The sequence below is a fragment of the Lentibacillus salinarum genome, from assembly GCF_042679865.1.
In the GTDB taxonomy this organism is placed as follows: Bacteria; Bacillota; Bacilli; order Bacillales; family Amphibacillaceae; genus Lentibacillus; species Lentibacillus salinarum.
In genome coordinates this window covers 25,009-39,410 of sequence record NZ_JBHTNH010000026.1, presented here as the reverse complement: position 1 = coordinate 39,410, position 14,402 = coordinate 25,009, and the positions used below count along the sequence as shown (strand labels likewise).

11 protein-coding genes are annotated in these 14,402 nt (G+C 42.7%); 1 reads left to right on the top strand and 10 read right to left on the bottom strand.

Going from position 1 to position 14,402, the window contains the following annotated elements; translation table 11 throughout:
- Window positions 1–61: 61 nt before the first annotated feature.
- The 3 genes from ACFQ4A_RS12090 to ACFQ4A_RS12080 all read right to left on the bottom strand — a co-directional run bounded on the left by ACFQ4A_RS12090 (window position 62) and on the right by ACFQ4A_RS12080 (window position 3,057).
- Window positions 62–1,123, bottom strand: coding sequence for an ABC transporter substrate-binding protein (locus ACFQ4A_RS12090; protein WP_382400954.1), 1,062 nt, complete (start codon window positions 1,121–1,123; stop codon window positions 62–64).
- Between the two features lie 73 nt (window positions 1,124–1,196).
- Entirely contained in the window at window positions 1,197–2,084 is an 888-nt protein-coding gene (locus ACFQ4A_RS12085; RefSeq protein WP_382400952.1) for a Cof-type HAD-IIB family hydrolase, read from the bottom strand.
- Entirely contained in the window at window positions 2,020–3,057 is a 1,038-nt protein-coding gene (locus ACFQ4A_RS12080; RefSeq protein WP_382400950.1) for a LacI family DNA-binding transcriptional regulator, read from the bottom strand. Before ACFQ4A_RS12080 ends, ACFQ4A_RS12085 begins: the two co-directional genes overlap by 65 nt.
- Before the next feature lie 305 nt (window positions 3,058–3,362).
- On the opposite strand from ACFQ4A_RS12080, the gene ACFQ4A_RS12075 reads away from it, so the two are divergent.
- Window positions 3,363–3,611 carry a putative holin-like toxin gene (locus ACFQ4A_RS12075; protein WP_382400948.1) on the top strand — a complete coding sequence of 83 codons (249 nt, stop codon included), beginning with the start codon at window positions 3,363–3,365 and terminating at the stop codon, window positions 3,609–3,611.
- Between the two features lie 383 nt (window positions 3,612–3,994).
- Here the strand turns inward: ACFQ4A_RS12075 and ACFQ4A_RS12070 are convergent, their stop codons facing one another.
- From ACFQ4A_RS12070 to ACFQ4A_RS12040, 7 genes are all read right to left on the bottom strand, one after another.
- Window positions 3,995–5,275, bottom strand: a complete 1,281-nt coding sequence (locus ACFQ4A_RS12070) for an Nramp family divalent metal transporter (protein ID WP_382400946.1) — start codon at window positions 5,273–5,275, stop codon at window positions 3,995–3,997.
- An 883-nt stretch (window positions 5,276–6,158) separates the two neighbouring features.
- The gene (locus tag ACFQ4A_RS12065) at window positions 6,159–6,668 is read right to left on the bottom strand and encodes a TRAP transporter small permease subunit (protein WP_382400944.1); all 510 of its coding nucleotides are present in this window, start codon (window positions 6,666–6,668) and stop codon (window positions 6,159–6,161) included.
- A 214-nt stretch (window positions 6,669–6,882) separates the two neighbouring features.
- Entirely contained in the window at window positions 6,883–7,965 is a 1,083-nt protein-coding gene (gene dctP, locus ACFQ4A_RS12060) for a TRAP transporter substrate-binding protein DctP (protein ID WP_382400942.1), read from the bottom strand.
- A gap of 423 nt (window positions 7,966–8,388) precedes the next feature.
- Window positions 8,389–9,696, bottom strand: a complete 1,308-nt coding sequence (locus tag ACFQ4A_RS12055; protein ID WP_382400940.1) for a TRAP transporter large permease — start codon at window positions 9,694–9,696, stop codon at window positions 8,389–8,391.
- 539 nt (window positions 9,697–10,235) lie between these two features.
- Complete coding sequence (gene xsc, locus ACFQ4A_RS12050; protein ID WP_382400938.1) at window positions 10,236–12,011, bottom strand: sulfoacetaldehyde acetyltransferase; 1,776 nt, start codon at window positions 12,009–12,011, stop codon at window positions 10,236–10,238.
- Window positions 12,012–12,026: 15 nt separating this feature from the next.
- A complete protein-coding gene (locus tag ACFQ4A_RS12045; RefSeq protein ID WP_382400936.1) occupies window positions 12,027–12,974 on the bottom strand; it encodes a selenium metabolism-associated LysR family transcriptional regulator in 948 nt (315 codons plus the stop codon).
- A 45-nt stretch (window positions 12,975–13,019) separates the two neighbouring features.
- The gene (locus ACFQ4A_RS12040) at window positions 13,020–14,375 is read right to left on the bottom strand and encodes an aminotransferase (RefSeq protein ID WP_382400934.1); all 1,356 of its coding nucleotides are present in this window, start codon (window positions 14,373–14,375) and stop codon (window positions 13,020–13,022) included.
- Window positions 14,376–14,402: the final 27 nt, after the last annotated feature.

Here is a 14,402-nt window from a genome sequence, read left to right as displayed (position 1 = left end):
TCTAGCTCCTTTCTGATGTTTCAGCGGGGTATTTGTTCATGCCCCGCTGAAACAGTTTTGACTACTCTTGTGCTGCGTCCTGATTACGAACGTCGTCATTGAAACGCTCCAGTAATCGATCACGGTTTTCGCCAGCCCAGACAGCATCATAATCAACCACTTCCAGCTCACTTAGTTTCACCGCTCCTTCAGGAATTTCGGAGTCAGGATGAACTGGCAACCGAAATGATTCTGACTCAACATAAAGGTCTTGTGCCTCTTTTGAAACAGCCCAATCGATAAACTTTTTGGCATTTTCCTGCTGGTCACTTGGTCCATCGTTAATTAAAGCGACGGCACCGACTTCATATCCTGTTCCATCTTCAGGGAACGTTACCTCAATTGGATACCCCTCGTTTTTAGGTGCCAGGATATCATGAGAAAATGAGATACCCACCCCTGTTTCACCCAGCCCTGCCTGTTGTGCAGGAGCGGAACCGGATTTCGTATATTGCCGCATATTTTGATCAAGCTTTTTCAAATATTCAATTGCTTCATCTTCACCAAGAGATTGCACGAGTGTTGCATAAACCGTATATGCCGTTCCGGATGAGGACGGGTGCGCCATCGTCACTTCACCTTCAAACTCGGGTTTTAATAAATCTTCCCAGCTGGTTGGAGGTTCGACGCCATTATTTTCGCTCCATTCCTGATTGTTTGCAAAACCAAGCGCCCCGACATAGATTGGTGCCCAATGTTCTTCTTCATCCAAATACTGTTCAGGCAATTGATCAATACCTTCTGGCTGATAAGGCTCGATCAGCCCTGCATTAACACCTGCGACAAACGTATCAGAAGGCCCTCCGAACCATACAGCAGCCTGGGGGTTTGACTCCTCTGCTTCCAGTCGTGCAAGCGTTTCGCCAGCGGACAGTCTTACAAACTCGATATCAATACCTGTTTCTTCCTCGAATGCTTCGATGTATGTCACTACCTCTTGCTCAGGGAATGCGGTATAAAGACTTAATTTATCAGACGAGTTTTCTTCTACATCAGCACCGCTTGACTCATCTGAACCACACCCCGCCAAAATGATCCCCAACAAAAATACAGCACCCAACACTACGAAACTTTTTGCCTTCAAATAAAACCCTCCTTAAATTAATTAATATTATAAAAGTTAACGCTTACATAGAAACTTATAAATTAAATCATTTTCACTGAAAAATATGATTGTAAATTATATCCGCAATGGCATGCTCTTCATGATGGACGGTTTGATTAAATTTATAATCTGTTAAACTACTGTGGCAGTTCCCAACAATAAACCCTCTGGCGGCCTCTTCAAGCATCGGGAGATCATTTAAATTATCGCCAACACAGACGGTTGTAAAATCATGATTCAAATAATCCTGAAGGTGAAGTAAAGCTGAGCCTTTTGATGCTCCTTCAGGCAATATTTCCAAATAGTTGTGCTCGGAGTATACGAGTCCACAGGGGTATCCCCTTAACTTCACAATCTCTTCACACTTCGCCAACGTTTTCCTGTCAGAAGAAATTAAGAGTATCTTAGTAATAGGTCCTTTCAACACAGCAGGATTCGTAATCAGCTGGCACTCAACCTGATCTTTTTCCTCATGTTGACGGATAGTCTCATTTTTTTGTGTTGTATAAACACCTCCATTCTGATAAATCAATAAACCTAGTTCTGTTTCTTCCATTATGGTTTGAAAAGCTTCCAATAATTCACCGTAACCATCAAGCGATTTTTCTGCTATTCTGCTATGGGATTTCGGATGGTACAGCACTGCACCATTATACAAAATGATCGGGACGTCAATTTTTAGCAACTCTGCAAAAGGTAGTGCAGCTTGTTCCATCCGTCCGGTGGCAATGGTGAAAATACCACCGGATTTTTTAAACTCAGTTATGGCTCTTTGATTTTCTTCGCTAATTTGCTGTTCAGAATCCAACAAGGTCCCATCAAGATCTGATACAAGCAATATATTTTCATATCCTGCTATGGTAGATCCCCCCCCTTTAGGATGTTCGTCTTTTAATAAGATTGGCTTCCAATAGGATTGACTCACGATTTTCTGAGCCATTAATTAGATCCAGCAACATCGAAGCTGCCATCCTACCCATTTTTTTCCGGGGCTGTGCCATCGTTGTCAATTGAATCCAATATAAACTTGATAACTCAAGATTATCGAAACCAATCACCGATACTCGGCCGGGGACAGAGAGGTTGTATTGGGCCAGCCACTCTAAAGCCCCAATAGCAATCAAATCATTGCTGGCAAACACAGCAGTTATATCGGGATTTTTTTCAAACAGCCTTTGCATGGCATGTTTACCTGACTCGATGGTTCTCCCGGCTATTTCAATCTCCTTACCAGAAGTGTGGATATGGTGTTGATGCATGCAGTCCTTAAAACCTCTTAACCTTTCATTACTAATGAATGACTCTTTTGTCATACCTATGAAGCCGATACGCTCGTGTCCCTTCGACAACAGATGATGGACAGCTTTATATGCACCTGAATAATGATCCACGTCAATAAACGGCAAGTTTAAAGCGTCTGGCGTCCTTCTCCGCAGAAAGATTGCCGGGATTTCTAAATTTTGTATTAACGTTATTATTTCGTGATCCAAATTGTCTGGTGTAATAATGACACCATCCATTTTTCGATCAAGGACACTTTCTAAAAAATTCTTTTCCTTCTGCCTGGTTCTGTTGGTATTGCCATAAACAATTTGATAACCTTTGTCTGTCAAAGACTCTTCCACACCCACCGCTATGCTTGAAAAGAAGGGGTCAGCGATATCCGGAACCATCAAACCAATGGTATAGGTTTTATTATGAATTAAACTTTTGGCAATGCTATTAGGCCTGTAATTCAGGTTTTCAGCTGCTTCCAAAACCTTTTTCCTCGTATCCTGATTAATGTCTTTATGATTATTCAGAGCCCTTGAAACAGTAGAGACAGAAACATCCATGTATTTAGCAATTTCTTTAATCGTGACTATTTTTACTTCCCCTCTCCATCCCGGAAACGTTCCCGGTAACGTTTTCAATAACAAGAATATTACAAGTTTGACGAAAAGTCAATAACATTTTGAGACTCTTTTTATAATTCAGGGATGAGGAGGAACGGGATCGGTGTCCGACTTTTACCGAAATCATAGACAAACGGGTGCTGCTGCCGTTCAAATCTAAAGTGCACCATTATTAATAAACCTTCAATTACTTTAAAACTACAGAAAAATTAATAATTTTGATATAATAACATTGAGCTACATGAGCAGGTTGGGTGGTGGAACCTTTTCTGCTCGTTGGTAGACACGGTCATGTCACAACGGGGAGAGGGGTGATACCGCAAATGATTACACTTTATGATAGCATAATGTTCATGATCAGCTTTGGGTCGTTACTCATTGCGGTCATAGCGCTAATTGTGCTGATAATAAAAAAGGAATCCCCCACCTGTGAAAATGGAAACGGATTAGGGGATTACTCTCATTCGTTCCACCGCAACTTCTTGCGGTGTAGCTCATCGAAACTCCGACACACCACTGTCAGAGTTCTTTATAGTATTATGTTTTCGTCCCGGCCTGGAGAGCTTTGGTGATTAATTCCGGAAGCATCGCCTGATCACCGGCCGAAATCTTTTGCACCGTGGTATTGCTTGACGTGCGGTAAAACACAAGATATGAGTAGATTGTCGCATTGCCCCCACATCACCGAGGATCTTTCATCTACACAAAGGTATCAAGCATTAAAATGCCAATCATAAGACCGTAAAACGCCTGTCCCGGGTTGGCTGATAAAGCATAGCTGCCATCCTTTTTTCAAAGTTGATCTTAGTGTTACCGGTAAGATCGCCATTCAAATTGATTCCGAACATCCCTGTCCCCTGTTGAGCAGACCTAAATTACCGATAAATTTTCATCCCAGATATATTGTTTAATGACATTGCAAAACACCTCCAGGAACAGCCCCCTAGAAATGTTTTTACATAAACTCATTTATACCTAACGTAAGGAAAACAATTATCACAAAAACAAGTGCAGCATTTTGAAAAAAATTGTTTTTAAATTGTTTTGTTACATATTTTGAGTTTAACAGATACAGTAAAGTGATGGCTAAAAAAGGAATAAACGCTGAACCCAGTGCAGCATATAGGAGCACCAATCCAATTGGTTGATTAAACATTAAAAGTAACAGTGAAGGGAAGGTCAGCCATGCCAGAAAGAACTTATAAGCCGGATCTTTGATGGATACAGGGTTGCCGCTGCTATTCTGTGATAATTCTTTTTTCTTTTTGTTTTTCTTCATAATACGAATAAAATCTGCAAATAGGTAGGGGATCCCATTCCATGAACCAATTAATGAACTACAGGTAGCTGCCCAGAACCCAATGTTTAATATAAACTGTGGCGTTGAGCCAAAATTTTCACCATAAATATACAAAAAATCAAGCATACCCGCAGCCCCATCAAAAGATACGCTATTCCCATATAAAAATTGCGTGCTGACTATCATAAGAGATACTGAGAATATTCCGGTCATGGTATAAGCTACTGATACGTCTAGACGCATAATTGGTAACCAGGAAGCGTCCCGCCATCCTTTTTCGCGAATCCAATAACCATATGCTGCCAGTGCCAGTGTTCCTCCTATCCCACCAATGATACCCAGAATTCGGAACAGAGAACCATCAGGGATCCCTAATGAAAATGCTTCCATGGAGACATTACTCAGACTTGGAATGAGCATTATTGCTGAGCCAACAACCGTCACAAACATCGTTCCAATTAATACCATGATAACCCGTTCAAAGATTTTATAACGCCCGAACCATATCAAAAGAAAACCTGCAACGGAATGTATAATAGCCCATGCCCATATCGGCATTACAGGAAACATCGCATGCATCATGATACCACATGCTGTGGCTATTGCTGCCCCATAGATTAGACCGAATAAAGTGACATAGATTAAGAAATATCCCATCGTCCAACGCCCCAGAAGTCGCCACCCTTCCAAAATTGTTTTGCCAGTTGCCAGTGTCCACCTCGCAACACCTTCTGAAAGTAAAAGTTTTAACGACACACCTATAATTACTGCCCATGCTAAAACCATCCCAAAATCTGCACCAGCAACGGTTGACGTTACCAAGTCACCAGACCCAATTCCGGTAGCTGCTAAAATAATACCTGGACCGATAATCTTAAGTTTACTTTTAAAATTAATGGACTTTTCTGAATCAGCATCGGGTATTCTCTGTTCCATTAAGATACCTCCCGCAATCGTTTAAATACCTGCCAAAGACCAGCCTCTTATCATTTCATACCCAATCACCTGTGCACATCCGGCATGTTTGTTTCCGGCGACGCCTACAAAATGTTATCGCTTACAATAAGTGGTACATTATTTGTTCGTTTCTTATATGGGAAAGATGTATAATCGATTGTATGATAGTCCATCAAGTAACAATAATCAGAAAACTAAATGGGGTTTATTTAAAACCTTTATATCAAGTGATATGAGGTATCTTAATTTCCCGTTCCTGCAGCTTGAGCTGATGTATATTGCTTCTTCACAACTTACAACACTTCAAAGATAATACACCTTCTCTTGCCTATTTGCTGAAATCTTTCACTTGCAATGAATGATTAAATTTCCTTTATATGGCACAAAAACTCAGACCCCCATGTCCCCCACAACAAAATGAAAGAGGGCCAAAATGTCAACCCCCGTTACACTTTTTGCTATTCCCCTCGTTCTTATCAAGCTCGTCACCTACTTGATCTGGGTATATGTTCGTAGTCTCTGTCGGATTCCGCTCTCCCTAGTGAATGACCGGCATCATATCTTCAATCATGTTATAACCTTCATCATATTGTCCCGTCACTTTGTATGTTTCTGAGGCAGTTTCTCCTCAAGCCCTTTTTCATTGTCTGTCATTACTACCGTTCAACAAACATGACCGCCTCCGAGCTTGCTGTCAGTTCAATTGTCCAGACCACATTCGTCAAACGCTTCTTACCTATTTGCCATAATCCTGCACCCGGGTCGGTGTTCATGATCTTCTAATCGACTGATTCATCGAACACCGCATTATCTTTCACATTTTCCATTTATTCGGAAAATTCCTCTTTTATATGTCTAACCATTAGCCGCTTCCATAACCAAATAGCGTTTGAATATCATGAACAAACTTTTTGATTGCTACCAAAAGGACACAGAAAGCTCCTATAGGTATAGCCGCTTTCAGATGGTAAAGGGGTATAGAGACAGCAGTTGGCGTTGTTTCTTTCGTGGCAAACGATGCGGATGCCGCCTCTATGCCTTTTGTAACCAACACATATAAATACAAGAAAGCAAAAGCAAATGTAATCACATCACATATAGCTTTCGTTCTCGGGGAAAATTTTTCATAGAACAGATCCACCTTAACAAACGAATCTGTGTTAAGCGAATAAGCTCCGGACACACAAGCCAATAGTACCATCGAATACTGTATTGTGGTTGAAATCCATAAAGAAGGTTCATTGAAAAAATACCTCATAATCACATCAAATAGTCCAAAAAACAATGCATAAAGAATGAGCAACCAACCAATTCTGCCTAACCATTCACTAATCGAGTCAATTGTTAATTCAACTTTGCCCCAAATTCTCATTTAATTGGTTCGCCTCCTTTCGTTTTCATGACAAATGGATTGCATATGACGTAAAAACCATGCCGCCTCTTGTTGGTGGAAAGGTCGTTTTAAGTTGTAGAATAAAGCTCTGTAAAAACTAGAGAGGCGGCTGCTCCACAGTACTGTTGTCCTGTGAACTTTCCTGACTGCTATTCATTTCCTGGCTGCAGAAAAGAAACGAAACGATATACGTTTACTCGATTTTACCTTTATCCTCCAAAAATTGTTTCCACAACTCTACGCCCTCTGCATTACGTTCTGACTGATCTGCAATTTCAGGCCATACTTTTTCAATTGCCTCTGTACGCATTTCTTCCACATTGTCATCGCTTAATGTGATAACCTCTCCGCCACTATCCTCAAGTTCCTGTAAAGCTTTTTCGACACCTTCAGCATGCATGTCACTCGTTTTAAAGTAATTGGACTCGAAAACGTCATTGATTTGATCCCGTTGCCACTCATTCAGTTCATTCCAGGCATCCAAATTAACGTAAATTTCCTGATGTTGGGCAGGATTCCACCCGGGAAGCATCGCATAATCAATAACTTCATGAAAACTCATGTCATTCATGCCGCCAGTATCCCAAAAAGTGCCCTCAATCGTGCCTAAATCAATTCCTGAGTATATTTCATCACTTTCGAATGAGACCGGTGTCCCCCCCATAGCTTCAAAAAATAATGCCTGAGGACCACCAGCCCTTAATTTCTTTCCTTTTAAATCATCCAAACTATTAATGGGAAACGTGGTAAAAATCGAGTTCGGGCCCTGATTTGCCCAACCTGCCCATTGCAAATTTTCCTCATTGGCAGCCTCTTGGACAAGTTCACCAATTCGATAATCGTCATCTCCCCACATGGCTTCCCATGCTTCTTCAGAATCCTCGGCACCCATCGGCATACCATAAGCCAGCATTCCCTCAGGCATAATCCCGCCGTAAACAGTCGCCCAGCCGGCATATACATCGATAGTACCATTGCTGGCAGCACCGAATGCTTCATTTCCACTCACGATCGAACCGGCCGGGAGCAGGTCAATTTCAATCGTCCCTTCTGTCGCTTCTTCCACATCCTCAATCCACGGCTCAACACCATTCGCCCAACCAGCATCTCCGGAATCGAAGGCAGGCTGGAACGTCCATTGTGTGATGTCATCAGGAGGTCCGTATTCTTCATCTGACTCAGAAACATCAGCCTCAGATGCTTCCTCAGCTTGGCACCCCACTATCATAAGACAAGCAAAAACCAGTATCAAAACAAACAAATAGTATTTTTTCATCAATATAACCTCCCTCTATAAATAAATGCTTCGCTTCCAAATACTACAAATTGCTTTAAATTTCACAGGGACTTGATGACAACTACCACTTTCTCTTCACCAAGGTATCAATCATGTCCAATAGATTGAGAGTTCAATCATCCATTTATATTAAAACACAATGGCTCAATCTGCTAAAATTCGTGAACTTTCTACTTTCAATTTTTTGATGACAATCACCCATTTTGGTGGACTGTTTCCTGTAACGTTTATGCAAATAAATGTTAAAACATTCACCTCCCTGACATTTCAAGTAACTGTTTGCCCCCTTACCATTTATTAATGTGTCCTTACATATTAAGCATATTGCATGATGAATCACCTCCTCATGTTGGTGTGCTATCAAAGCATAGGCTGATAACTTTCGGGTCTGCAGCTATTCCATTACTTCATCGTACTAGGAAGCCATGTTACCAACTCTGGGAATAACATAAGCAGTATTAACGCAATAATCTGAATACCAACGAATGGCAACACAGAACGGTAAACATCCCCCATCGTGACATCTTTTGGCAAAATACTTTTTATCCAGAACAAAACAAAACCAAAAGGAGGTGTCAAATAAGCAATTTGTATATTAACGATAAAAAGAACACCGAACCATAACGTGCTTATGTCCAATGCATTTAAAATTGGCACAAATAAAGGTGTCACCATCATAATAATGGCCCAGTCATCCATAATCATTCCGAGTATCATAATAATGATCATCATCATAATCAGGGATCCCCACTCCCCGCCTGGCATTGCCAAAACAGCAGACGTTATGACGCTCTGTCCACCTATAGCACTAAAAATATTGACAAAAAAATTCGCGGCGATCAAAATCCAGAACCCCATACCAACAAGCTTGACTGTAAATATTAGTGAATCTTTAACGATTTTCCAAGTGAGACTTCGGTACAGAAGATTAATGAAAAGCGCGCCACCAGCTCCGAAAGCAGCAGCCTCTGACGGTGTAGCCACACCCAGCCAAATGACGCCTAAAACGAGAAATATAAGGACAAGAAAGGGCCAGATACCAACTACAGCGCCAAGCTTTTCACGTATCGTGTACCTGCTATCTACAGGAATTGCCGGTCCCATATGTGGCTGTATTTTACATCTTATACCAATATAAATGACATATAAAATAGATAATATTAATCCTGGTATGATACCACCCAAAAACAAGGCACCTATTGATTCATTCGCTAAAATGCCATAAAAAATGAAAGGGACACTTGGCGGGATAAGGGCACCTAATGCTCCCCCGGCACCGATTGAACCGATAGCGATTCCTCTATGATATTGATAGCGCATCATGGAGGGATAAGCTATCTGTCCCATAGTAATCGTAGCTGGAGGTGTAACACCAGTTATGGCAGCAAAAATCGTGCAAACTTGCACAGTACCCATTGCCAGACCTCCCGGAAGATGACCAATTAATTTATACGCCGCATCATATGCGTCCTGAGCAATACCCGAGTAGCGGATAATATTCCCCATAAAAATAAATAATGGCACTGTTACCAAAATATGCTGCCATGGCGTTGAAAAAAATTGACTGGGAGCAGAAGTCAGCACTTCCGGGGCAAACAGATAGCCAAATAAAGCAGCTGTACCACCCAGACCAAGAGCAACAGGCAACCCCAGAAACAGAACGATGAAAAGGCAAATAAACATTAATAGAATGATAAATATAGTATCCAATTTATCCTCTCCTAACTATATCTTGAAAACAAAACGTGGCGTAAAGAGGTGTTCATAACGTTGTCTTATTGCATATATTTTTCATGCTCAGTTTCCCAACTGTTAGAAGCAAATATAAAATAACTTTGAAAAAAACTAACAGCAGAAGCTTTAAGGGCACTGGAAAAGCAATACAACAAATATAACGGATTTCTGCATACAAGCCACCTCCACAATGTTGAATCCGTTTACAAAAACAGAAGAATCATCACCTAGGTTCTTGCCATTCATGTACCCTTTATTCAAACATTATAAATCCGATAATTCAATAACTTTTTGAATTTTAAAGCTATTAAGATTATAGATGACCATTATTACACTGACAAATAAGTCATATGTCATTTTTGTGCATTGGTAGAGGTAGAACAATTATTCATTGTTTTAAGGGTGTATACTTATACGTTATTGAATACCACGTCTATTTTGCAGCTGCATTATTTAAGATGATCGTTAAAAAAAGCCCCCTGCCACACACGTCGACAGAGAGCTTCCTTCAATTCTTATTGCCCCCACTCACCATAATCCAAATGCTTATACTTATCCAACAAACGCGTTGGCATCTTCAAAGCGTCTTTACGGAATGGCGGTGCGAGCTGCGTGCCATCGACATAAATATTCAGCACGGCAGGCTTTCGCTTTTTCAATACGTCTTCAATTGCAGGGACGATATCTTCCGGTTTATCGATCGTATAGCCAAGCGCACCCATGGATTTGGCTACTTCGGCAAATTCCGGTGCATCAATATTGGAACCGATATAACGATCATCATAGTAGTCGACCTGGTTTTTCTTCTCAGCTGCCCACGCTTTATTGTTGAAGACACAGGCTACCACCGGAATATTTTGCTCAACAGCTGTGCTCACTTCATGCAAGCTCATGCCCCATGCGCCATCACCGACGATCGCAAACACAGGTGCTTCCGGTTCGGCAAGCTGAGCACCCAGAGCTGCCGGATAAGCGAATCCGGTGTTACCGAACGTCAACGCCGCAATATGACGGCGGGTCTGGTTAAACGTCAAATACGCATTCGCTGTTGACGACACGTTTCCGATATCAGACGATACAATCGCGTTTTCCGGCATGGCTTTGGTCATCTCCAACAACGCACGGCGCGGATTAATTGGATTGCCATCCGCCATCGCTAAATCGACTAGTTCCTGATCCCATTCCTCTTTCCGCTTGGTCACAGCCTGTATCCGTGCGTTATCTTTTGCTGGTGACGGCAGTGCCGACTGCAGCTGACGATAAATTTCATCACTTACCGCCTTTGCATCGCCAATAATGCCTACTTCAACAGGATGCGTCCGACCAATCTGGCGTGGATTGATATCAATTTGAATGATTTTGGCATGCTTCGGGAAATAATCGATATCATAGCACGGCAATGTTCCGAATTGCGACAGGCGTGTACCGACTGCCAACACCACATCTGTCTCCTGTAATGAATACATCGCCGCTTTGGAGCCCATGTAGCCGATCGGGCCTACTGCCAGCGGATGATCAGCCGGGAAGGCGTCATTGTGCATATAAGCTGTCGCGCCGGGTGCTGTTAAATGTTCAGCGATTTTAACGACAGAATCCACGCCATTGGCATCCACCGAACCGCGGCCGGAGATGATCGCCGGATTCTTAGCGTTCTTCAACAGTTCTACAGCCCGGTCAATCGACGCCGGATCTCCCACGCCTCGTTTATCAGCCCGGTACTGATGTGGCTCCAGAATCACATCTTCCACTTCACCGTAGAACAAATCACGCGGAATATCGAACAGAACCGGTCCACGCTCGGCATAGGCGATCCGGAAAGCTGTCCGCAGTTTATCAGCAACCCGATTTTTATTCGTTACCTGAACGGTTTCTTTTGTAATATCCTTAAAAATCGATACCTGATTGGCTTCCTGGAAACCGTCCATGCCAATCGCATTCGTACCGGCAGACGGTGAAATGACGACCAGTGGGCTGTGCGCCTGATTTGCAGCTGCCACGGATGTCACCATGTTCGTAATGCCAGGCCCGTTTTGTCCGACAATGACACCCGCTGTGCCGGAAACGCGTTCATAAGCATCCGCCATATGACCGGCACTCTGCTCATGACGCACCGGGATGAAACGGATACCGGCTGCCGGGAATAAATCGAGCATATCCATGAACGCGGAGCCCACAATCCCATACACTTCCTTAATGTTTTCCGCCACCAATGTTTCGACGATAGCTTCACTCGGTGTCATTTTCTGTTTCTGATTGACTGCCTGCTTCATTTCTTCTGTTTGTTTGACCATAATTTGAAAGCCTCCTTAAAAATTGGTATGATCATCACCCGCTGGTGCATCAACCATCAAGTTTTCTTTTCTCTGCACAATCCCCCGTAATGTTTCCAAAAAAAGCTCAGTCGTTGATTTCAGCACCTGTTTTTTCCGGTAAGCGATGTAGAAGTGCCGTTTCAGTTTCATATTTGTGATGGTGTACGCTTTTAACAACCCTAATTCCTCTTCTTTTTTAATGGCGTTTTTTGAAATAAATGAAACACCCAATCCGGATTCAACAACTGCCTTTATCGCTTCGGTACTCCCCAGTTCCATAACAATCTGCAAATCATCATTCGACAATCCCGCTTTTTCCATATAATGATTGACAACTGAGCGTGTCCCTGACCCCTCCTCCCGGAATATAAGCGGTGATTGCTGAACATGCTCCAGTGTAATCAGTGCGTCTTCACTGGAAAAATAGTCGGGGGCAGCAATTAAAACAATTTCATCTTCCAGGAATGGTTCTAAACGAATTTGACTATCCTCTATCGGTGTTTCAATCAGTCCCACATCAATGAATTGATCTTTAATATGGTTGATAATCGCTTGCGAGTTTGCAATCGTCACCTGTATTTGGATTAAAGGATAGTTTTCTTTAAATTGTTTGAGAAACGCCGGTAAAATATATTCGCCAATTGTCAGGCTGCACCCCATCCCTAATTCGCCATAAGCCGTGCTTTCCATCTGCGTAATCTCTTTACGGGCCGAATCATTCATATGCACAATGTCTCTGGCATATTTCAACAGAATTCCGGCTGAATGGGTCATCTGAACTTTTTTCGTTGTCCGTTCAAATAGTTTGGTCCCCAATTCTTCTTCCAGCGACTTAATCTGTGATGTAATCGTCGGCTGTGTCACATATAATATTTTGGCAGCTTCTGAAAAACTATTTTTTTCGGCAACAGCGATAAAGGTCTTTAATCGTTCATAATTCACGTCTAAAACCTTCCCATCCAGCGAGTTTGCGACAGCTGTTAGTTTCTACATACTGTGAATGACGGAGCTGACTGTTTCAATGATAAAATCCAAATCCTCCTCAGTACTGGTAAGAGGTGGGGCAATAATAAGAATGTTGTTGCCACCCGGCACGGTATCACCGTTCTTACCGATGATGAGGCCTTTTTGTTTACACCGGCCGACAATCTCGCCCATTTTAGCGTCCGATAAAGGTTCTTTCGTGACCTTATCCGCAACCATTTCCAATCCCAGCAAAAAGCCAACCTGCCGCACTTCACCAACATTGTCGTGATTCATAAGGTCATGCAATTCAATTAGCTTTGATTCCCCAAGTTCATTCACCCGGTTGACGATGTTTTCGTTTTCAATGATTTCAATATTCTTCAACCCTACGGCGCAGGCTGCCGGATGACCGCCATAGGTTGACACATGGCGCAGGTGATTGTCTTTTCCTTCTGTTTTAAAGGCCTCATAAATCTCTGCTTTGACGGCCGTCGCAGCAAGCGGTAAATAACCACTTGTCAGGCCTTTCGCCATGGTCACAATATCCGGCTGCACACCAGCAGCATGCTTAAACCCGAACATTTTGCCGGTACGTCCAAAGCCGGCTACGACTTCATCCATAATGAGCAATACATGATACTTCTGACAGATGTCCGCCACACGCTGGATATATTTCATGGACGGGATAATCACACCGCCGCCGGAAATGAACGGCTCCATAATCACAGCAGCCACCGTTTCTTCGCCTTCCCACTGGATCATTTCCTCCAGTTCATCTGCCGCTCGTAAATCTTTCTCTTCCGGGGTCCCTGAATATAACGACCGGTAACTGTAAGGTGGTGCAACGTGCAAGAAACCTGGAGCTGATGGATCGTATTTGACCCGCCGATTTGCCTGGGCAGTCGCACTCATAGCCCCCATTGTCGAGCCGTGATACGCACGATAACGCGAAATAAATTTATATTTGCCCGGATTGCCTGTTTGCATGTGGTATTGCCTGGCTATTTTAAACGCTGTTTCGTTAGCTTCAGAACCGCTGTTTGAGAAAAATGTCTGATACGCCGCGCCCAGCAATTCACTGATTTTATTCGCCAGTTGAATGGCTGGCTGATGATTCATCGTCAATGGGAAATACGATAGCTTCTTCATCTGTTCAGCTGCTGCATCAACGATCTCTTGTCGTCCATAACCAACGTTCAAACACCACAGTCCGGACACGCCATCGAGATACGCATTTCCCTCTTCATCCTTAAACCAGGATCCTTCACCTGAGACAGCTACCATCTTTTTCGCATCCGGGTCGTGCTTATGCATGGCATTCCACAGATGCGACTCACGTTCTGCTACGCCCTTATTCATGTCAACTTCCGCCTTCATTTCTTCTCCCCCTTTTCATTAATTTAT